22 protein-coding genes and 1 pseudogene are annotated in these 19,951 nt (G+C 32.8%); 13 read left to right on the forward strand and 10 right to left on the reverse strand.

Features of this window, described 5'->3' with window-relative positions; all coding sequences use genetic code 11:
* Positions 1-657 (forward strand): Ig-like domain-containing protein (locus ANASTE_RS00005; protein ID WP_007048791.1); only part of this gene is annotated, 657 nt, incomplete at its 5' end.
* Between the two features lie 66 nt (positions 658-723).
* On the forward strand, positions 724-1,332 hold the full coding sequence (locus ANASTE_RS00010; RefSeq protein ID WP_007048792.1) for a recombinase family protein: 609 nt from the start codon (positions 724-726) through the stop codon (positions 1,330-1,332).
* Between the two features lie 26 nt (positions 1,333-1,358).
* Here the strand turns inward: ANASTE_RS00010 and yajC are convergent, their stop codons facing one another.
* From yajC to yqfC, 9 genes are read right to left on the reverse strand one after another with little or no spacing between them, the layout of a single operon-like run.
* The gene (yajC, locus tag ANASTE_RS00015) at positions 1,359-1,643 is read right to left on the reverse strand and encodes a preprotein translocase subunit YajC (RefSeq protein ID WP_007048793.1); all 285 of its coding nucleotides are present in this window, start codon (positions 1,641-1,643) and stop codon (positions 1,359-1,361) included.
* A 25-nt stretch (positions 1,644-1,668) separates the two neighbouring features.
* Positions 1,669-2,787: a tRNA guanosine(34) transglycosylase Tgt gene (gene tgt, locus ANASTE_RS00020; RefSeq protein ID WP_007048794.1), complete on the reverse strand. Its 1,119-nt coding sequence runs from the start codon at positions 2,785-2,787 to the stop codon at positions 1,669-1,671.
* 3 nt (positions 2,788-2,790) lie between these two features.
* Positions 2,791-3,699 (reverse strand): GTPase Era, encoded by a 909-nt coding sequence (gene era / locus ANASTE_RS00025; RefSeq protein ID WP_007048795.1) that lies wholly within the window; start codon positions 3,697-3,699, stop codon positions 2,791-2,793.
* A gap of 3 nt (positions 3,700-3,702) precedes the next feature.
* Positions 3,703-4,077: a diacylglycerol kinase family protein gene (locus tag ANASTE_RS00030; protein ID WP_007048796.1), complete on the reverse strand. Its 375-nt coding sequence runs from the start codon at positions 4,075-4,077 to the stop codon at positions 3,703-3,705.
* A 9-nt stretch (positions 4,078-4,086) separates the two neighbouring features.
* Positions 4,087-4,545 carry an rRNA maturation RNase YbeY gene (ybeY, locus tag ANASTE_RS00035; RefSeq protein WP_007048797.1) on the reverse strand — a complete coding sequence of 153 codons (459 nt, stop codon included), beginning with the start codon at positions 4,543-4,545 and terminating at the stop codon, positions 4,087-4,089.
* Between the two features lie 20 nt (positions 4,546-4,565).
* Positions 4,566-6,644 carry an HD family phosphohydrolase gene (locus tag ANASTE_RS00040; protein ID WP_007048798.1) on the reverse strand — a complete coding sequence of 693 codons (2,079 nt, stop codon included), beginning with the start codon at positions 6,642-6,644 and terminating at the stop codon, positions 4,566-4,568.
* Positions 6,610-7,554, reverse strand: coding sequence for a PhoH family protein (locus ANASTE_RS00045; protein WP_007048799.1), 945 nt, complete (start codon positions 7,552-7,554; stop codon positions 6,610-6,612). Before ANASTE_RS00045 ends, ANASTE_RS00040 begins: the two co-directional genes overlap by 35 nt.
* A gap of 37 nt (positions 7,555-7,591) precedes the next feature.
* Complete coding sequence (locus ANASTE_RS00050; protein WP_007048800.1) at positions 7,592-8,776, reverse strand: sporulation protein YqfD; 1,185 nt, start codon at positions 8,774-8,776, stop codon at positions 7,592-7,594.
* 9 nt (positions 8,777-8,785) lie between these two features.
* Positions 8,786-9,064: a sporulation protein YqfC gene (gene yqfC / locus ANASTE_RS00055; RefSeq protein ID WP_007048801.1), complete on the reverse strand. Its 279-nt coding sequence runs from the start codon at positions 9,062-9,064 to the stop codon at positions 8,786-8,788.
* 233 nt (positions 9,065-9,297) lie between these two features.
* On the opposite strand from yqfC, the gene ANASTE_RS00060 reads away from it, so the two are divergent.
* The 4 genes from ANASTE_RS00060 (at position 9,298) to ANASTE_RS11115 (ending at position 12,351) form a co-directional block, all read left to right on the forward strand.
* Positions 9,298-10,185 (forward strand): DegV family protein, encoded by an 888-nt coding sequence (locus ANASTE_RS00060; protein ID WP_039944529.1) that lies wholly within the window; start codon positions 9,298-9,300, stop codon positions 10,183-10,185.
* A gap of 109 nt (positions 10,186-10,294) precedes the next feature.
* Positions 10,295-10,852, forward strand: coding sequence for a phage tail tip protein J-related protein (locus ANASTE_RS00065; RefSeq protein WP_007048803.1), 558 nt, complete (start codon positions 10,295-10,297; stop codon positions 10,850-10,852).
* Positions 10,853-11,243: 391 nt separating this feature from the next.
* Positions 11,244-11,819 (forward strand): flagellin lysine-N-methylase, encoded by a 576-nt coding sequence (fliB, locus tag ANASTE_RS11110; RefSeq protein ID WP_148344994.1) that lies wholly within the window; start codon positions 11,244-11,246, stop codon positions 11,817-11,819.
* On the forward strand, positions 11,791-12,351 hold the full coding sequence (locus tag ANASTE_RS11115) for a hypothetical protein (protein WP_007048805.1): 561 nt from the start codon (positions 11,791-11,793) through the stop codon (positions 12,349-12,351). Before fliB ends, ANASTE_RS11115 begins: the two co-directional genes overlap by 29 nt.
* A gap of 202 nt (positions 12,352-12,553) precedes the next feature.
* Here the strand turns inward: ANASTE_RS11115 and ANASTE_RS00075 are convergent, their stop codons facing one another.
* Complete coding sequence (locus ANASTE_RS00075) at positions 12,554-13,210, reverse strand: Crp/Fnr family transcriptional regulator (protein WP_007048806.1); 657 nt, start codon at positions 13,208-13,210, stop codon at positions 12,554-12,556.
* Between the two features lie 98 nt (positions 13,211-13,308).
* Here ANASTE_RS00075 and ANASTE_RS00080 point away from each other — a divergent pair, with 98 nt between their 5' ends.
* The 7 genes and pseudogenes from ANASTE_RS00080 (at position 13,309) to tuf (ending at position 19,687) form a co-directional block, all read left to right on the forward strand.
* Positions 13,309-14,025 (forward strand): ATP-binding protein, encoded by a 717-nt coding sequence (locus tag ANASTE_RS00080; RefSeq protein WP_007048807.1) that lies wholly within the window; start codon positions 13,309-13,311, stop codon positions 14,023-14,025.
* A 108-nt stretch (positions 14,026-14,133) separates the two neighbouring features.
* Positions 14,134-14,700, forward strand: a complete 567-nt coding sequence (locus tag ANASTE_RS00085) for a hypothetical protein (protein WP_007048808.1) — start codon at positions 14,134-14,136, stop codon at positions 14,698-14,700.
* Between the two features lie 456 nt (positions 14,701-15,156).
* Positions 15,157-15,435, forward strand: a complete 279-nt coding sequence (locus tag ANASTE_RS00090) for a ribosomal L7Ae/L30e/S12e/Gadd45 family protein (RefSeq protein WP_007048809.1) — start codon at positions 15,157-15,159, stop codon at positions 15,433-15,435.
* The gene (gene rpsL, locus ANASTE_RS00095) at positions 15,422-15,787 is read left to right on the forward strand and encodes a 30S ribosomal protein S12 (protein ID WP_007048810.1); all 366 of its coding nucleotides are present in this window, start codon (positions 15,422-15,424) and stop codon (positions 15,785-15,787) included. The genes ANASTE_RS00090 and rpsL overlap by 14 nt, the downstream gene beginning before the upstream one ends.
* Positions 15,788-15,909: 122 nt before the next feature.
* Positions 15,910-16,380 carry a 30S ribosomal protein S7 gene (gene rpsG / locus ANASTE_RS00100; protein WP_007048811.1) on the forward strand — a complete coding sequence of 157 codons (471 nt, stop codon included), beginning with the start codon at positions 15,910-15,912 and terminating at the stop codon, positions 16,378-16,380.
* A 12-nt stretch (positions 16,381-16,392) separates the two neighbouring features.
* On the forward strand, positions 16,393-18,459 hold the full coding sequence (gene fusA / locus ANASTE_RS00105) for an elongation factor G (RefSeq protein WP_007048812.1): 2,067 nt from the start codon (positions 16,393-16,395) through the stop codon (positions 18,457-18,459).
* A 33-nt stretch (positions 18,460-18,492) separates the two neighbouring features.
* Positions 18,493-19,687, forward strand: a pseudogene (tuf, locus tag ANASTE_RS00110) (elongation factor Tu).
* The last annotated feature ends 264 nt before the right edge of the window (positions 19,688-19,951 follow it).

Here is a 19,951-nt window from a genome sequence, read left to right on the forward strand (position 1 = left end):
ACGGAGAAGAACAGTGAGGCTTTGGGGCACAGTTACGGAGGATATGTAACGGATAAGAAATCTACGTATAAGAGCTACGGAGAGAAGTCGAAACACTGCAGCAGGTGTGAGAGCAGGATAAATATAACGAAGATACCGAAGTTGGTATATGTGAGTAAAGTAAAACCAAAAGCGGGAAGCAAGAGGCTTGAGGTTGGAGGAAAATATAAAATATCAAGCAGCGTATCGCCTTCAAGTGCTTATAATAAGGCGCTGAGATATGTTTCAAGCAGTAAAGTATGCAGTGTAAGTTCATCAGGAGTTGTGATTGGGAAGAGAGCGGGGAGCTGCAGTATAAGTGTGATAGCGAAAGACGGGAGCGGGAAGAAGGGGACGATAAAGATAAAAGTATACCCGAAGAAGATAGCGAAAGTAAAGTTAAAGAGCACAAAGAAGAAGGCGAAAATAAGTTACGGTAAGAGTTTGGGAGCCGGTAAGTACGAGATATATAGGTCGACAAAGAAGAGAAGCGGGTATAAGAGGATAAAAGTGACGAAGAGCAGGAGTTATGTAGACAAGGGTGTAAAGTCAAGAAAGGTTTATTATTATAAGGTAAGGGGAGTCAGTGGTTCTTATAGGTCCAGTTTTTCAAATAGCTTTCGTGTCCGGGTTAAGTGATTTTTTATATCTTCATTTGAATAAATTTCCTAATTTAGGAAAAAAATTAAATGGAGGTATTTTAACATGAAAATTTATGGTTATGTGAGGGTGTCAACAAAAGAGCAGAATATAGCTAGGCAGATTGGGGCTATGAAAAATTTTCCCATTGAAGAAAAGAATATCATAGTAGACAAAATAAGTGGTAAAAACTTCAATAGACCTAACTATAAAAAGTTACTTAAAAAAATGAAGAAAGGTGATGTTCTGGTAGTTAAGAGTATTGATAGGCTTGGTAGGAATTACGATGAAATTTTAGATCAGTGGCGAATACTTACAAAAGAAAGAGATATCGATATCGTTGTTATGGATATGCCTCTTTTGGATACCAGAGAAGGAAGGGATTTGACCGGAACATTGATTGCCGATATAGTTCTTCAGCTTCTAAGTTATGTTGCACAGTCGGAAAGAGAAAACATTAAACAAAGACAAAAAGAAGGTATAAAAATAGCCAAGGAAAAAGGTGTGAAATTTGGCAGACCAAGGCTTGATGTTCCCGACGAGTTTTTCTCTTTATATGATTTATGGAAAAACGGAGATGTTTCTTCAAGAGATGCAGCAAAGAAACTTAATGTTTCTTACCAGACCTTTTTAAGATGGACCAAAAGGATTGTTAGAGGAGATTTATTTGCATAATAAAAAAAGACGCTTAAGCGTCTTTTTTAGTCTACGGTTTTATTTTGAGTCATATTAGATACTATTGATTGTCTGTTGATTTTAGCATTTATTCCGTCAGGTTCCAGTGCTATTACGGCAGTATCTTCGTCTACACTTACCACTGTTCCTATAAATCCCCCGGCAGTCATTACTTCATCACCGTTTTTTAATTCGTTAAGTAAATTTTGGTGTTCTTTAAACCTTTTTTGTTGTGGTCTGATTGTCATAAAATATGTTATTCCAAATAAAACGACAATAATGCCAATCATTACTATAAAATCTTGTCCCATAATTTTGTATCCTCGCTTTTTATTTTTATATTATACCATATTCTTTCTCAAACTCATGCTTAAATTCCAAAAATCTATCTTCCATTATAGCATTTCTCATATTTTCCATAAGTTTCAAAGTAAAATATAGGTTATGATAGCTTACCAACATACTTGAAAGTATCTCTTTGCATATTACCAAATGTCTTAAATATGCTTTTGTATAATTCCTGCATACATAACAGTCACACTTATCGTCTAAAGGAGTAAAGTCTTCTTTGTATTTTGCGTTTTTAAGAGTTACTTTACCCGCACTGGTAAGAGCGGTCCCGTTTCTTGCCATTCTTGTTTGAAGTACGCAGTCAAACATATCTATACCGCTTTTAACGCCCTCTAAAAGCGCGTCAGGGCTTCCTACGCCCATTAAATATCTAGGCTTATCTTTTGGAAGCAATGGTGTTGTATAATCCAGTAAATCAAACATCATATCCATGGGTTCCCCGACACTGAGTCCTCCCAGTGCATATCCAGGAAAATCCAAATCAATTAACTGTTCTGCCGATTGTTTTCTTAAATCTTTAAACATTCCCCCTTGAACGATACCGAAAAGTCCCTGATGTTCTGTATTTTTATGGGCTTCTTTACATCTTTTTGCCCATCTTGTAGTCATTTCCAGAGAGTCTTTTGTATATTTTTTATCTGCACCGTAAGGAACGCACTCGTCGAATGCCATCATAATATCAGAGCCTAAGTTATTTTGAATTTCCATTGATTTTTCGGGACTTATGAAATGACGGCTTCCATCTATATGACTTCTGAACGTTACCCCTTCCTCTGTAATATCATTCGTTTTACTCAATGAGAAAACTTGAAACCCGCCGCTATCTGTTAGGATAGGTCTGTCCCAATTCATAAATTTATGAAGTCCGCCCGCTTTTTTTATTATATCATCTCCGGGTCTTAAATATAGATGATATGTATTTCCTAGGATTATTTTTGCATTAATCTCTTTTAAACTTTCGGGGAGCATAGCTTTGACCGTAGCCCTGGTTCCTACCGGCATAAAAATAGGAGTCGGTATCTCTCCGTGAGGAGTTATTATTTTTCCGACTCTGGCTCCGCTTCTTTTATCTTCTTTTATCAGTTCATATTTTATTGCACTCATATTTTACAGCTCATCCTTTTTGTTGTATCCCAGAGAGTTTAAGATATTTTGTTTATCTCTCCATTCATCTTTTACTTTAACCCATAATTTAAGATTTACTTTTGTTCCAAGCATTTCTTCGATTTCTCTTCTCGAGTCGGACCCTATCTTTTTAAGCATAGAACCGTTTTTACCTATAATTATCCTTTTGTGATTTTCTCTTTCGGTATAGATATTCGCTTCTATATCATATAAATCTTTATTATTTCTTTTTTTCATAAGCATTACTTCAACAGCCGTTCCGTGAGGTATTTCTTCTTTTAGTGAACGCAGGATCTTTTCTCTGATAAGTTCGCTTATTACAAATCTTTCGCTTCTGTCTGTTACCATATCTTCAGGGAAATACATAGGGCCCTGAGGTAAATACTTTTCTATTACTTCTACAAGTTCGTTTATGTTTTCGCCTTTCATTGCACTTATGGGAACTATTTCTTTAATGAAATCATATTTTTCATATAATTTTATTTTTCCAAGTATCTCCTCTTTTGTTATTTTATCTATTTTGTTTATTACAAGGATGACCGGAGTCTTTTCTTTTTTTAATTTTTCAATTAAAAATTCATCTCCTTTTCCTATTGTTGTATCTTCTTCCACTAAAAATAAAATAACATCTACTTCTTTATAGGATTCTCCCGCTACTTCCACCATGTAGTCGGATAATTTGCTTTTTGGTTTATGAAATCCCGGAGTATCGATAAATACCATTTGTGAAGTACCTGTCGTTCTTATACATCTTATATTGTTTCTTGTAGTCTGCGGTCTGTTTGAGACTATCGAAATTTTCTGTCCCAGTAGTAAATTCAGCAGTGTGGATTTACCTACGTTTGTCCTGCCTACTATTGATATAAATCCGCTTTTAAAGTTATTGTTCATTGATTATCCCCGTATTAAACTTATTATTTTTGGTATATAAAGTGCCGCACCCATTAAAACAGCCATAAAGGCTCCTATCAATACTGCGCATGCGGCTGAATCTTTTGCTCTTTTTGCATTTTCGTTCATTTCTTTTGTTGCACAGTTTACCGCTTCTTCTATTGCGGTGTTTACCGCTTCGAGAATTATTACTAAGAATATTGTAAAACCAAGTGCAATCCATTCAAAATATGAGAACTTCAGAATAATCGCTCCGATTATTGCAAGTACTGCACATGTGCAGTGAATCTTAAAATTCTGCTGTGTTCTGAAATTATATTGAACGCCATGCCAGGCATATCTAAAGCTTTTAAATAATCTTTTTATATGTCTTATCATATCTACTCCTTATTCTCTAGGTAAATCTAAAATATCCATTACTTTTTCTTCGTGCTCACGCATTTCTTTTTTTTCTTCTTCTTCCATATGGTCAAATCCTAAAAGATGAAGTGTTGAATGAACTGTTAAATAACATATCTCCCTGTCTAAACTGTGACCGAATTCAATTGCTTGTTCTTTTGCCTTATCTAAGCATAAAACAACATCTCCGAGAATTATAACTTCATCTTCAAATTCATCATCATCCATAGGGAAAGATAAAACATCAGTTGTTTTATCTATATTTCTGTAGTAATTATTTAATGTTTTTATCTCTTCGCTGTTTACAAGTGAAACGCTTACCTGAGATGGCTTTTTGAAATTTTCATATTCCAATGTTTTGTTTATTGCAAGCTGTATCTTGTTATAAGTTTCTTCGCTTACATCTTTTCCGCTTCTGTTGTCAAATAGTACTTCGGTTTCTATCATGTTTATTGTTACCTCTTTTGTTACTTTGTTGTGTTGATACTTTTTTCCTGTTCGGGGTACTGCACTCTTTCGTGATATACTCCTGTTAATACTCTGAAAAATGTCTTCTTTATTACATCGATGTCTTTCATTTTAAGTGGTGAATTGTCAAGCTGGTGGGCTGCTATTTTACTGCTTACTATCTTATCTATCATAGCCCTTATGGCTTCTTTATTTCCTGTATCAAGGCTCTTGACTGCCGCTTCGACTCCGTCTGCCAGTAATACGACTGATGTTTCTATCGTCGTTGGCTTTGGACCGTCGTATGAATAAGTTTTTATATCCGGTTCGACACCTCTGCTTTTTTCTTTATAGTAGAAAAATTGTATAAGCGCATCTCCGTGATGAGTTTTTATAAAATCGATTATTTCTCTCGGAAGTCTGTATTTATTTGCCAGATAAACTCCGTCGCTTACATGATTTTTTATTATCCTGACTGATACGTTCGGGTCGAGATGGTCATGAGGATTATTCCCATGCTGTTGGTTTTCGCTGAAAAATAGCGGTTTTTCGCATTTTCCAATATCGTGATAATATGCCCCGACTCTAGCCAAAAGTCCGTTTGCACCTATTTCGCTGCATGCTTCCTGTGCAAGGTTACCTACAAGCAAACAGTGATGATAAGTTCCCGGTGCACCGGTTATAAGTTTTCTCATGAGCTCGTTTGTCGGGCTTGATAATTCAAGAAGTTTGAATGGTGTAAGTATATTGAATATATATTCCCCAAATAACATCATACCCATTGAAACTACGCCGGACAGTATCCCGTTTATACCCGCATACATTATGTTATATACCATACTCATTCCGAGAGTATTCCTTAGTATGCTGTATATAAGTACTATTATCATATTAGCCGCACTTACTATTATTGCAGCTTTGTATATCTTACTTCTTTCCTGGACTCTTTGCATATATAATATTCCCACGAATCCTGATAACAGTAGGAATACTATGGCTTCGGTGTTGATATCCAGTGCTACGGATAGGAATAAAACCATAAATACGTTTGTGTTGATAGCTATTCTAGGACTTAAAAGTATACATAAAGTCATACTCATAATTGACACAGGTATCAAATATATATTAAATAAGCTGGCTAACTGAGCGAGTACAATCATAAGAAGGAACTGACATGATATCAATGCCAACATTTTATTATTGTAGAATATGTCTTTGTGAAAAGTCCTTAAATATAAAATGTATACCAACATCAGGAACAGAAGCATTGCCGCGATACCAATTATGCTGTTATAGTCGTCAAAGATACCGCTTCTTATCAGTGAACCTTCTTTTAGTACATTGATTTGATTTTGGGTTATGATATCTCCTTTTTTGATAATAACTTCGCCCGGTTCATAAGTAATATCTTCAACCGCATTTTTTGCGTTTAACTTAGCTTGGTTCGTAGCATCTTCGTTTAAAACCATATTTGCTTTCAAACTGTTTTTGACTACTTCTTTTAATGCTTCGCTTACCTCATGATTAAATGATGACGCAGTATAATGCTTATTTATTTTTTTATAATAAGTATTCATACTGTCTGATATGACTTCATCTTTATAAAGATTATCCAGTAAGGATAATATATCTTTTTGTATTGATTTTACTGAAGCCATATCTTGTTTAATCAGTGCTTGGTATGTTTCTTTAGTTAAATCAATTCCGGATTTTGAATTGTAGATCTTAATGTTTTCATCTGTCAAATCTTTTTCTTTTATGTTTGTTATTTCTTTAAATAATTTATTTAGATTAGCTTCAACAGACTCTTTTGTTCCGGGTATATAGTCATAAACGTTTGGTGTTTGACTTACTGCCTGATCTTTTAAACTGTTTGTAAGAGAAGTATTTACTATTTTTCTGGGTGCAATGATGTCTTCCGACGCAACTTGTCCAACTTCCAAATCATATCTTTGGGGGATAGAACTTATGAAAGTTAAAATAAATGCTAAAATAAAGAATATTATTGCAATGGATAATTTAACTTTCCTGTTGGTTTTCATGTTTTCGAAGAAAATAGAAATATTAGTCTCTTTGTTTTTTTGTTTCGTATGTTTCATAAGCTTCTATGATCCTTTGTACTAAAGGGTTTCTTACAACGTCTTTTTTGGTTAGATGTACAAAGTCTACTCCTTCAACTTTATTTAGTATCCTTTCCGAATATATAAGTCCCGATTTCTTACCGCTCGGTAAATCGACTTGGGTCACATCTCCCGTTACAACGGCTTTTGAACCTTCTCCAAGTCTGGTTAAAAACATCTTCATTTGTTCTTTTGTCGTATTTTGTGCTTCATCCAATATAATGAAGGAATCATTAAGTGTCCTTCCTCTCATATATGCAAGGGGTGCTATTTCTATATGTCCTCTTGCTGCATTTCTTTCATATGCTTCACTTCCCATTATTTCAAATAACGCATCATATAAGGGTTTTAGATAAGGATCGATTTTTTCTTTTAAGTCTCCCGGTAAAAATCCGAGGCTTTCTCCTGCCTCTACCGCCGGTCTTGTAAGTATTATTCTTGAAACATCTCCGTTTTTTAACGCTTTGACTGCAAGTGCCACTGCTAGGTAAGTCTTACCCGTCCCCGCAGGTCCTATAGAAAACACTATGTCATTTCTTTTGGTGGCATTTATAAATGCGCTTTGTCCTATAGTCTTCGTTTTTATTGGTTTACCTTTGAATGTATAGCATATTACCTGGTCAAAGTTCGATATATTTTTTTTATTATCTTCTATCAAACTTAAAAGATAATTGAATGCTTGATCCGTAATGGCTGTATTTTCATTTACTCTGTTTATCATACAGCTGATAAGTTCTTTAGCTTTGGATACATTTTTTTCATCTTCACCTTGGATTTTTATGACATTATCTCTAAGGGTGATTTTTACATTAAAATGTTCCTCGGCAGATTTTATATATTTGTCATTACTTCCGAAAACCAAGACGATGTCTTCAATTTCTCTTGGCATTTCGAGATTTATAGTGAAATTTTCCAATTAAATCTCCTTACCTTTTGTTTATTTGTCTTTCTTCTACTATATTTTCTTTTAACTTCACTTTAGCGGTGATACTGTAATAATTGTTATCTAATGTATCAATACTTAAATATATATCAACTATGTTATCTTTGTCAATATTTTGGGTTTTATTTAACACTTCTATGACTTCTTTTTTTATCTGATTTTCGTCTTTTTTCGTTAAATTGTTTATATTATACCATTTTGTCGTACTTTGCTCTATAGGTATAGGGATAAAAAGTATTTTTACTTTCTTTTTTTCTTCTTTTACTCCTATATAACTTTTGTTTGCCACAGTTTTTTTATAGTTGATGGTCCTGTTTTTGAATGAATAAGCCGTTTCTTTAATAAATTCATCGTTTTCTTTTATAACATATGGATTTATTATTATATCTTTATAAGTATAAGTAGTGTTTATAAAGACATCTCCCATTGCGTGAATGTAATAATGTTTTATATCTCCTTCTTTTCCTTCGTATTTGATTTTACCGCTGATAAGTAAACTGCCTTTTTTTACTTTATCACCTTTTTTTACTTTTTTTATACCATTATAAGCAATTATACTTTCTATTTTCCCGCCTTTGCCTGCAACCAAATCCACTGCTTTTGATTTATTGAATTTCTTTATAGGCGTATTTTTTTCAACAAGCTTGATTTTAGCTTGTGTACCTTTGTAATCTATGGTTACATCCGATAGATCATGGTATGTATTTAATAATACCTTGGATATTTCTTTTTTATCTACTCCGTATTTATAGCATCCTTCTTTAAATCCTGCATCTTCCAACGTACTTAATATGTCGTTTCTGTCTATCCTGTCTGTTCCTGTTATTTGTATATCCCAAATGAAAAAGGAGAAAGCAAAAATAATAACGGAAATTAAAAAGGCACTAAAAATAAATACTCTTCTTTTTTTTAGTGACTTGAAAATAGATTTTTTACCATATTCATTTTTAATATCTATTATGTATTGAGCCCTTTTTGCGATCTGTTCGGCTTTTTCAAAATCCGTCAGCATGATTTTAAATACTATTGTCGTTTTATCAAGTTTCTTTATATCCCAAATGGATATATTGTTGTGATTTATTAAATTGATATATTTTTCCGGATGAAGTCCTTTTATCTCTACGAGGTAATACCCCATAATATAATGATAGAATTTTAAAATAAGCATAGTTTACTCCTATATGATGTATTCGATTGATGTTATCTGACCTTCTATTATTAGTTCTTCACTTATTAGAGTGGATAATAGCAAATCTTTTCCGTTAATGGATAAAAGACCTGAAGACGTATTTATCCTTATGTTTTCAGGGCTGTAAAATATTATTCCTTTATGGTTGATTATATTCATTTTTTCATTGCCCATGATTTCGATATTCAATTTTTCTAAAAGTATTTCTTCGGGAAGCTGAAGAGACTTTGTTAATTTTTCTTTGGTGTCGTTAATAAAATTTTTCATGTTAAATGTATATGATAATCGTTTATATTTATGAAAATATAGAATAAGAATAATCAACTATTTTTTGTTTTAGGCTTTGCCAAAAATCAAAAGTAAAATCAATTTAATAGAAATTTTTTAGAATAAATAAAAAATAAAAGTATTTTATTTCAAATCATTTTCCTTTTATTTCCTTTGTGCTATAATAATAATTAGTTCTAACTAACATTTTTATGGGAAAGGACGTAATAAAAATGAGTGATTATATGATTACATGCTGTTCAACTGCTGATATGAGCGAGGAATTCTTTAAAGTCAATGATATATCTCTTGCATATTTTCATTATATATTGGACGGTAAAACTTATGCCGATGATTTAGGTAAAAGTATTCCATTTGATAAATTTTATGACATGATTGCCGAAGGGGCTTCTCCGACAACATCTCAAATAAGCCCCGAAGAATATGTGGAGTTATTCGAACCGATACTTAAAAGCGGAAAAGACGTTCTTCATATTACTTTGTCAAGCGGGATAAGCGGAACCATTAATTCCGCAAATATAGCTAAAGATATGATGAATAAGGAGTATCCCGAAAGGAAAGTTATCGTCATAGATTCTCTGGGGGCTTCTTCCGGATACGGTCTGCTTGTTACACTTGCAAAGGAAAAACAAAAAGAAGGACTGGATATTGACGAACTCGCAAAATGGGTAGAGGAAAATAGGCTTAATGTTCATCATTGGTTCTTTTCTACCGATTTAACAAGTTATTTCAGGGGAGGCAGGATATCCCGTACGTCTGCTATATTCGGTACGGCTTTAAAGATTTGTCCTCTTTTAAATATGAGCTTTGACGGTAAGCTTATACCAAGAAGTAAATACAGAGGCAAAAAAAGAGTAATCGAAGAAATCGTAAAGAGAATGGAAGAGCATGCTGTCGGTGGTCTTGATTACAGCGGTAAATGCTATATATCCCATTCAAACTGTATTGACGATGCAAAATCAGTTGCAGAAAAAATAGAAAGTAAATTCTCTTGTTTAGACGGTAAAGTAATAATTAACAGTGTAGGAACCACGATAGGTTCCCACACTGGACCCGGAACGGTTGCATTATTCTTTGTTGGTGATAAAAGAGAAGATTAATAAGATAGAGTGGTATAAAGAAGGAGTCCTTAAGGGGCTCTTTTTATTTGGGTTTGTCGGAATATGTGATAAAATATGAATATAATTGTTATTCAAAAGGGGAGAAATTATGAAAACTATAAAAAAAGTTGTAAGTATTTTAGTTATGTGTATGTTTGTATTTTCTTTTGTTCCTGTTATAAATGCGGGAAATGCGGAATATATAAATAAGAAAACTGTATATTCTGCTGTTAAAGAAAAGAAACCTGCAAAACCTACCAAACTTAAAGCAAAAGCAGGAGTTAAGAAAGTAAAAATATCTTTTAAGAAGTCAAAAAATGCTAAAAAATATGAGATTTACCGTTCTGCAAAGAAATCCAGCAAATATAAAAAGATAAAGACGGTAAAAACAAATAAGTATACAGATAAAAAGGTAAAGACAGGGAAGAGATATTATTATAAGGTAAGAGCTGTGAATTCGGCAGGAAAAAGTCCTTTTACCAAGCCCGTAAGATCCGCAAAAGTCAAGAAACCCGCAAGCGGTAATAATGTGGGAAGTGTTGTATATATAACAAAGACAGGGAAAAAATATCATGCAAGAAGTTCTTGTGTTCAGCATCCTATAAAAACAACCTTGTCAAAGGCAAAAAACATGGGATATACACCTTGTAAGAAGTGCTGCAGATAATATTATTAATAGTACAAAAAAGAACCCTTTTAAGGGTTCTTTTTTATTAGATAAATGTATTGAAATGTATTGAAATTAATAAATGTTAATTATGACTATTGGTAAATAAGGTCAATAAATTACTTAAGGTTGGGATTATCTTATTCGTTTTATCTCTATTTCTATTATGTTTTCATTTAATTAATAAAATAAATATAGAAAAATAATTTTATGATCAATTATTGTATTTTTTAGAGTTATTTGTTTTATTGATAAGATATCTAAAGTATTTTATTATTAAAGATTAAAAATAATTTGATTTTTATATAACAATAAAATATGAAATATTTAAAAATATAAAGGATTGTAGTATAATATATCATAAAAATAAATTGTATTTATGGAGGATAGTATGTTATATACGGTTCCCGATTATTATGATAAATTTTATTGTTTGGCTGATAAATGTCCCGCAAGCTGCTGTGAGGGATGGGAAATCATAATTGATAAAAATTCACTTAAAGAATATGCGAGTATAGAAGGTCCTTTCGGTAACAGGCTTAAAAATTCTGTTGACTGGAAAGAGGGGATATTTAAACAATATAATAAAAGATGTGCATTTTTGAATGAAAAAAATCTTTGTGATATACATATGGAAGTCGGAGAGGAAATGATGTGTGACACATGCAGGACTTATCCAAAGCATATTGAAGAATATGATAACGAACGAGAAATATCTCTTGCTCTTTCATGTCCTGTTGCCGCTAAGCTTATTTTAAAGAATGAGAGTACCGTTAAATTCATAACTACTGAAGATGATACTGAAGGTCCTGAAGATAAAGATTTTGATATATTTTTATATTCCGCACTTATAGAAAGCAGAAAAGTAATCATAGAAATACTGCAAAACAGGGATGAAAATATTTATGTTCGTATGGCAAAAGTTTTAAATCTATCAAATGAAATCCAAGAAAAAAATAAACAATGATAATATATTCGGTATTGAAGATATTTTAGATATTTATAAATTTGATAAAACATCCTATAATTGCAATCTCAAAATTGTATTAAATAAAGATAAAATTCTTTATATATTAAGTTTGCTGGATGAGCTGGAAAAGTTAGACGATAATTGGGTAAGAGATGTATATAAATGGAAAGATGTTATTAAAGATTTCTCAGATGAAGATATTAAAACTTCTGTTGTTTCTGAATCGGAATTAGAACAAATGTCGGTTTATTTTGTATTTGTGTATTTTTGTACTTCGGTGTACGATTACGAAGTATTATCCAAAATAAAAATGGCTGTTATAAGTACATTGATTTGGGAAAATATATGCAGGGCTGAAAGTTTTATACAAAGTTCAAATAATGAAATAGATAAATTATCTGAGGGAAAGAAGCTTGAACTGGCATGGAGGTATTCCCGAGAACTTGAGCATTCTGATTTGAACCTTGATAAAATGGAAGATTTAATGAATGATAGAGTCGATATAAATGACTTGTTAAATTACTTATAAACCAAAAAACAGCCGATATAATTTTCTCGGCTGTTTTTTATGTTACATATTTGTTTATATAGTGAGAAGTATAATATATTTTAATTTTTTAATGGTTAAATTTTATTATATATAAATTTCATTTTTTAAAATATTTTTAAATACAAATTCTTCATTGTTTTTATTCTAAAATAAGGTTATAAGCTAAAATATCATATTATATTTAGATTAATGTAAAATGATTTTTATTATATTTGATTAATCCCTCTTTTTTCAGGTTTGATAGTTCTCTCGATAAAGCACTCCTGTCGACCGCCAGAAAATCAGCCATTTGCTGTCTGTCCAATGGGATATGAAATGATTTGACTCCATTTAATTGAGCTTGGTCAGATAAAAATGAAAGTATTTTATCTCTTAAATTCCTTTTTGATAAGTATTCAATTTTCTTATTTAACATTAAAGTCTTTTTAGATATTATTTTTAAAATATTTTTTGTGAATATATTTATAGCTTCAGTGTTTTGCTTTGAATTTAAAATATTGTTGATATTGATAAAAAGTATACTTGAATTTTCTGTTGATACTACGCTTACATTCAGCGGTTCGTCATCTAATATGGAGAATATTTCGGCAAATAAATCTCCTTTGTTTATATTTGCAACTATATTTTTATTTCCCCAGTAGTCTTCTTTTATTATCGAGGCTTTTCCCGATAAAAGTATACCAAACTTCTTTACTGTATCTTCTTTATAATATATATACTCATCTTTCTGATATTCTTTTATATTAAAAGTCCCAAGTTTTAAAATTTCGTTTATTTGTTCTTCATTTATATTTTTAAATAAAATCGAATCGATTAAAATATCTTTATTTTTTTTCATCTTTTATTCCTTTTGGTTGCAAATGCAACGTATTATTGATTGTTATTATAGTAAACTTACATTACAAAATCAATTAAAATAATTTAAAGGGGATTATTATGATCAGAAAAATAATAAAAATAGATGAAGAAAAATGTAACGGATGTGAGTTATGTGTCAATGCCTGTCATGAAGGAGCTATAGGTATGGTAGACGGTAAAGCAAGATTATTAAGGGATGACTACTGTGATGGACTTGGGGATTGTCTTCCCACTTGTCCTACCGGAGCTATATCTTTTGAAGAAAGAGAAGCGTTGGAATATGATGAAGAAGCCGTAAAGAAAAATATGTTAAAAGAACAACAAAGTGAAAAACTCCCATGCGGATGTCCGGGAAGTAATTCAAAAAAAATAGTACGAGATAACAGTAACCAGCAAAACATTTCTAACACTTCCGTTAAAGCCGAAAGTATGCTTACACAGTGGCCCGTTCAAATAAAACTTGCTCCCGCCAATGCACCTTATTTTGATAATGCAAAGCTTTTGATTGCAGCAGACTGCAGTGCTTATGCTTATGGCGATTTTCACAAGGATTTTATCAAGGATCATATAACTTTAATAGGATGTCCTAAATTAGACAGCGTTGATTATAGTGAAAAATTATATGAAATAATAAGTAATAATGATATCAAGAGCATAATTCTTACGAGAATGGAAGTTCCTTGCTGCGGGGGGATAGAAAATGCGTTAAAAGAAGCTTTAAAGAAAAGCGGAAAGTTTATTCCATGGCACGTTGTTACGATTTCTACCGACGGAAGGATAATTGACCGTCTGTAAGTTTATGTTATATTTATCATGTTATGTAAAAGTATGTTGTAGATAATAGGTTTTTATGTTAAAATTTGTTTACTTAATTCATTATTTAGATATTATGGGAGTAAATTAATGAAAAACAATTCAGTTAAAAACCTGATTATTGTGGTTATAACATTTTTAATACTGATATCATTATTGATTGGCGGTATCGTATTCTTCTTTTCAAATTATTCTGAAGATGTTAAAGATGCAGGAAGTAGTATTACAAATAGTTTGGGAAATAAAACAGCGGACGACAAAGACAGTTTTAGTATTGGCGAATTCTTTTCCGGTTTATTCGGGGATGATGAAGAAGATGAATTTGCGGATAATAATATATTTATAGAAAATATATCCGAAGGTGAAACTTTTAAAAAAGGTGATACCATAAATTTAAGCCTTAAGGCAAAAGATATATTTGAAGACGGGAATACGCAGGTGTTCATAGGTATATACAGTAAAAAAGATAAAAAATATGTCTTTGATAAAACGATAGAAAATGTTGATGGGGAAATAAACGAAGTTATAACAGTAGAAACAGGGAACTTTTCCTTAGGAGAATATTATATAGATGCGATTATCAATGATACGGATAAAAAAGATTATGACCTTGTGGAAAACGGATGTGTCTATACAACTACAATAAATATAAAATAAAGCTATATTTTATAGCTTTATTTTTTTATATTATAATATTTTACAAATTATTCCATTTGTTTTATATAAACTCTATTTAAGGTGATGATATGAAAAAGATAAATGGTTTATTTTGTAATTTTATTTTGTTTGTTAAATTTAGTACTTGGATTTTTTAGCGTATATTTTTGTTTGTTTAGAATAAACTTATCGGTAATTAATTATACTTTTATGGGAATGTTTGTTTTGAGTGTATTATTTACGCTAATAAGTGTAAAAAATTATGTAAAATATTAGAAAAATATGGTTTTTTCATTAAAAAAGGTATAAAATATATTTTATAAGTGTTTTTTATTATATAGTATTTATAGAGGATTTTATAAGTGTAAAAAAAATGCTTGAAATGCCGATTTTTATTGACATTGAAAGGTTTTTTTGTTACACTTTTTAGGCTGACTGTGCGAAGGAGTTGAAAAAATGCTTGATGAAATATCTAAATCACAACATGTGGTTGGCACAAAACAGACTTTAAAAGCAGTTGAACAGAATAATGCTTTAAAGGTGTTTTTAGCTAAAGACACAGACGAGGCAATAAGAGAAAAAATCGTAAAAATTTGTAATAAAAACCATGTAGCTATAGAAGAAGTGGACAGAAAAGAAGAGTTAGGCAAAGCATGCAATATCAGCTTAGATGCTGCCGTTGCTTGTATATTAAAAAACGAGGAAGGAGGAATAAGGTTTAATGCCAACAGTTAATCAATTAGTAAGAAAAGGTAGAAAAGAATTAGTTTACAAAACTAAATCTCCTGCTCTTAAATCTAACCCTCAAAAAAGAGGAGTGTGCACAGTTGTAAGAACTGCTACACCTAAAAAACCAAACTCAGCTATGAGAAAAATTGCCAGAGTTAGACTTGTAAACGGAATGGAAGTTACAGCTTACATCCCTGGAATCGGTCATAACTTACAAGAACATAGTGTTGTTATGGTTAAAGGTGGTAGAGTAAAAGACTTACCAGGTGTACGTTATAAGATTATTAGAGGAGCACTTGATACTCAAGGAGTTGCTGACAGAAAACAATCTAGAAGTAAATACGGTGCTAAGAAATAATTTATAATGTGTTGAACTATAAGGCAAGCCTTATACCTATATACGTGATATATAGAGCACAACGATAAATTTTACTTATCGAGTACCAATGAAAAAATTCAAATTATTAGGAGGGAAGTACAGTGCCAAGAAAAGGTCCAGTACCAAAGAGAGAGGTGCTACCTGATCCGATGTATAATTCTGTTTTAGTAACAAAGTTACTAAACAATGTTATGCTTGATGGAAAAAAGGGAGTAGCACAAAAAATTGTTTACGGTGCATTTGACATCGTAGCTGAAAAAACAGGAAAAGATCCGTTAGAAGCTTTTGAAGAAGCTTTAAACAATATTATGCCTTCATTAGAAGTAAAAGCCAGAAGAGTCGGTGGTGCAACATACCAAGTACCAATGGACATCAGACCTGAAAGAAGACAAACTTTAGGTCTTAGATGGCTTGTAACTTATACAAGAGCAAGAGGCGAAAAGACAATGAAAGAAAGACTGGCTGCTGAAATTATGGATGCACTCAATAATTCAGGTTCGTCAGTTAAGAAGAAAGAAGATACTCATAAAATGGCAGATGCTAATAAAGCTTTCGCACATTTTAAATGGTAAGGTGATTAAAAGATGGGTAGAGAGTTTAGTTTAGATAAAGTAAGAAATATCGGAATTATGGCTCATATCGATGCTGGTAAAACCACTACTACTGAAAGAATCTTATTCTATACAGGAAAGATCCACAAGATTGGGGAAACTCATGAAGGCGGAGCACAAATGGACTGGATGGAACAAGAACAAGAAAGAGGTATTACAATTACTTCTGCCGCTACAACATGTCACTGGAAAGGTCATGAAATAAACATCATTGATACACCGGGACACGTTGACTTTACAGTAGAAGTTCAGCGTTCACTTAGAGTACTAGACGGCTCTGTTGCTGTTTTCTGTGCTAAAGGTGGGGTTGAACCTCAAAGTGAAACAGTATGGAGACAAGCTGATAAATACAATGTTCCAAGAATTGCTTTTATTAATAAAATGGATATTATGGGAGCTGACTTCTATAATGTTGTTAACATGATTAGTGAAAGACTTGGTGCAAATCCGGTGCCTATTCAATTACCGATCGGTGCGGAAGAAGATTTCGTAGGTATCATCGACTTGGTTAAGATGAAAGCTTTCATTTATCATGATGATGAAGGTGTAGATATCGAAGAAACAGAAATCCCTGCCGATATGGTAGATAAAGCTGAAGAATACAGAGAAAAACTTTTAGAAGAAATCTCTGTAAACAGCGAAGAAATCATGGAAAAATATCTTGAAGGTGAAGAAATTTCTGAAAAAGAAATCATTGCAGCTTTAAGAGCAGGCGTTATAGGCCTTGATTTTATCCCAGTTCTTTGCGGTACAGCATTTAAGAATAAAGGTGTGCAAATGTTAATTGACGCTGTAGTTAATTTAATGCCTTCACCACTTGATGTTCCTGCTATGGTAGGACACAATCCAAAGACAGGTGAAGAAATGGAAAGACATCCAAGCGATGACGAACCATTCTCAGCATTGGCATTTAAAATCATGGCGGATCCATTTGTTGGTAAATTGGCATTTACAAGAGTTTATTCCGGAACACTTAAGAGTGGTTCTTATGTATATAACTCAACAAAAGGAAGAAAAGAAAGAGTTGGTCGTATCTTAAGGATGCATGCCAACGACAGAAAACAAATAGATGAAATCAGAACAGGCGATATCGTAGCTATCGTAGGTCTTAAAGATACTACAACAGGCGATACTTTATGTGCTGAAAACTCACAAGTATTGCTTGAATCTATCGAGTTCCCTGATCCTGTTATCTCTGTAGCTATTGAACCTAAGACTAAAGCAGGTCAAGAAAAAATGATTACAGCTTTGGTTAAATTAGCAGAAGAAGACCCAACATTCAGATTTAAGACAGATGATGAAACAGGTCAAACGATCATTGAAGGTATGGGTGAACTTCATCTTGAAATCATCGTAGATAGACTTCTTAGAGAATTCAAGGTTGAAGCTAATGTAGGTAAACCACAAGTAGCATTCAAAGAAGCTATTACAAAACCTGCAAGATCTGATTACAAATACGCTAAGCAATCAGGTGGTAGAGGACAATACGGTCATGTCGTTATTGAAATCGAACCAAACGAAGAAGGCAAAGGATATGAATTTGTCAGTGAAATCGTTGGCGGTGCTATTCCTAAAGAATACATCGAACCTGTTAGCAAAGGTATTCAAGGTGCTATGGAATCCGGTATCGTTGCCGGATACGAAGTACTTGATGTTAAAGTTAGATTAGTTGACGGTTCATACCATGATGTCGATTCATCGGAAATGGCCTTCAAATTAGCCGGTTCTATGGCCTTCAAAGATGCTATGGCCAAAGCCGGTCCGGTTCTTGTTGAACCTATCTTCAAAATCGAAGTTGTTGTTCCTGAAGAATATCTTGGAGATGTTATGGGTGACTTGACATCCAGAAGAGGTAAAATCGAAGGTATGGAACTTAATAACGGTGTTCAAACTCTTAGAGGATTTGTTCCGTTATCAGAAATGTTCCAATATACAACTGATTTAAGAAGTAAGACTCAAGGTAGAGGTACACATACTTTGACATTCTCGCATTATGAACCAGCGCCACAAAGTATGTTAGATAAACTTAAAAACGAATAATTATATATTTAGATTAAGGAGAAAGAAAATAAAATGGCAAGAGAAAAATACGAAAGAACGAAACCACATGTAAATATCGGAACGATCGGACACGTAGACCACGGAAAGACAACATTGACAGCAGCAATCACAAAGGTACTACATGAAAGATTGGGAACAGGTGATGCAGTAGCATTCGAAAACATCGATAAAGCGCCGGAAGAAAGAGAAAGAGGGATAACGATCTCAACAGCTCACGTAGAATATGAAACAGAAACAAGACATTACGCACACGTAGACTGCCCTGGACATGCCGACTATGTAAAGAACATGATCACAGGAGCAGCTCAAATGGACGGAGCTATCTTAGTAGTAAGTGCAGCAGATGGTCCAATGCCACAAACAAGAGAACATATCTTACTAGCAAGACAGGTAAACGTACCATATATCGTAGTATTCCTAAACAAAGCAGATATGGTTGATGATGAAGAACTTATCGAATTAGTAGAAATGGAAGTAAGAGAACTTCTTGACGAATACGAATTTGACGGAGATGAAACACCAATCGTAATCGGATCAGCACTTAAAGCGTTGGAAGATCCCTCAAAGTGAATGGGGAGATAAGATCCTTGATTTAATGAAAGAAGTAGATGCATTATATCCCAGAACCGGTTAGAGATACAGATAACCATTTCTTATTGCCTGTAGAAGACGTTATTCCTCAATCCACAGGAAGAGGGTACAGTAGCACAGGTAGAGTAGAAAGAGGAGTTATCAAAGTAGGTGAGAAGTAGAATAGTAGGAATTCACCCAGAAATTATGAAGACAGTAGTACAGGTGTAGAAATGTTCAGAAGATGTTAGACGAAGGTGTAGCCGGAGATAACATCGGAGCACTTTTAAGAGGTGTAGACAGAACAGAAATCGAAAGAGGACAAGTACTGGCAAAACCTGGAACAATTCATCCACACACAAAATTCAAAGCGGAAGTATATGTATTGACAAAAGACGAAGGTGGAAGACATACACCATTCTTCAACGGATACAGACCACAATTCTACTTTAGAACAACAGACGTTACAGGAGTAGTAAATCTAGAAGGCGGAGCAGAAATGGTAATGCCTGGAGATAACATTACAACAACTATTGAGCTAATCACACCGATAGCTATCGAACAAGAGTTAAGATTTGCTATCAGAGAAGGCGGAAGAACAGTAGGATCCGGAGTAGTAACAGAAATCATTGAATAATGAATAATAGACAGAAAAAAGAAGATCTTTTGGGTGTTCTTTTTTTGTGCAAAAGTAGAAAAGTAAGTTTAGATCATCAAGTAATATAAAAAAGTCATCTTCAAGTAAGTAGATAAATTAATGGTTATTTAAAAATGAAAAAAATATATCAATAATACGTTATAAACAGATAAGACCATAAAAGAAAGAATTTATTTAGCATTCCATGGAAACTGTCTGCTCTTCCCGCATTAATTAATCCAACATATCAACATATATTTTTTA

It is taken from the genome of Anaerofustis stercorihominis DSM 17244 (genome assembly GCF_000154825.1).
GTDB classification, from domain to species: domain Bacteria; phylum Bacillota; class Clostridia; order Eubacteriales; family Anaerofustaceae; genus Anaerofustis; species Anaerofustis stercorihominis.

Bases quoted from the DNA above. Each gene is read 5' to 3' on its own strand.
- fliB (WP_148344994.1), top strand. From the start codon at position 11,244: ATGTTATATACGGTTCCCGATTATTATGATAAATTTTATTGTTTGGCT.
- ANASTE_RS00050 (WP_007048800.1), bottom strand. From the start codon at position 8,776: ATGCTTATTTTAAAATTCTATCATTATATTATGGGGTATTACCTCGTA.
- ANASTE_RS00090 (WP_007048809.1), top strand. From the start codon at position 15,157: ATGCTTGATGAAATATCTAAATCACAACATGTGGTTGGCACAAAACAG.
- ANASTE_RS00030 (WP_007048796.1), bottom strand. From the start codon at position 4,077: ATGATAAGACATATAAAAAGATTATTTAAAAGCTTTAGATATGCCTGG.
- ANASTE_RS00080 (WP_007048807.1), top strand. From the start codon at position 13,309: ATGATCAGAAAAATAATAAAAATAGATGAAGAAAAATGTAACGGATGT.
- ANASTE_RS00065 (WP_007048803.1), top strand. From the start codon at position 10,295: ATGAAAACTATAAAAAAAGTTGTAAGTATTTTAGTTATGTGTATGTTT.
- era (WP_007048795.1), bottom strand. From the start codon at position 3,699: ATGAACAATAACTTTAAAAGCGGATTTATATCAATAGTAGGCAGGACA.
- yqfC (WP_007048801.1), bottom strand. From the start codon at position 9,064: ATGAAAAATTTTATTAACGACACCAAAGAAAAATTAACAAAGTCTCTT.
- ANASTE_RS00010 (WP_007048792.1), top strand. From the start codon at position 724: ATGAAAATTTATGGTTATGTGAGGGTGTCAACAAAAGAGCAGAATATA.
- fusA (WP_007048812.1), top strand. From the start codon at position 16,393: ATGGGTAGAGAGTTTAGTTTAGATAAAGTAAGAAATATCGGAATTATG.
- ANASTE_RS00060 (WP_039944529.1), top strand. From the start codon at position 9,298: ATGAGTGATTATATGATTACATGCTGTTCAACTGCTGATATGAGCGAG.
- ANASTE_RS00075 (WP_007048806.1), bottom strand. From the start codon at position 13,210: ATGAAAAAAAATAAAGATATTTTAATCGATTCGATTTTATTTAAAAAT.
- ANASTE_RS00085 (WP_007048808.1), top strand. From the start codon at position 14,134: ATGAAAAACAATTCAGTTAAAAACCTGATTATTGTGGTTATAACATTT.
- yajC (WP_007048793.1), bottom strand. From the start codon at position 1,643: ATGGGACAAGATTTTATAGTAATGATTGGCATTATTGTCGTTTTATTT.
- tgt (WP_007048794.1), bottom strand. From the start codon at position 2,787: ATGAGTGCAATAAAATATGAACTGATAAAAGAAGATAAAAGAAGCGGA.
- ANASTE_RS00045 (WP_007048799.1), bottom strand. From the start codon at position 7,554: ATGCCAAGAGAAATTGAAGACATCGTCTTGGTTTTCGGAAGTAATGAC.
- ybeY (WP_007048797.1), bottom strand. From the start codon at position 4,545: ATGATAGAAACCGAAGTACTATTTGACAACAGAAGCGGAAAAGATGTA.
- rpsL (WP_007048810.1), top strand. From the start codon at position 15,422: ATGCCAACAGTTAATCAATTAGTAAGAAAAGGTAGAAAAGAATTAGTT.
- ANASTE_RS00040 (WP_007048798.1), bottom strand. From the start codon at position 6,644: ATGAAACATACGAAACAAAAAAACAAAGAGACTAATATTTCTATTTTC.
- ANASTE_RS11115 (WP_007048805.1), top strand. From the start codon at position 11,791: ATGAAATCCAAGAAAAAAATAAACAATGATAATATATTCGGTATTGAA.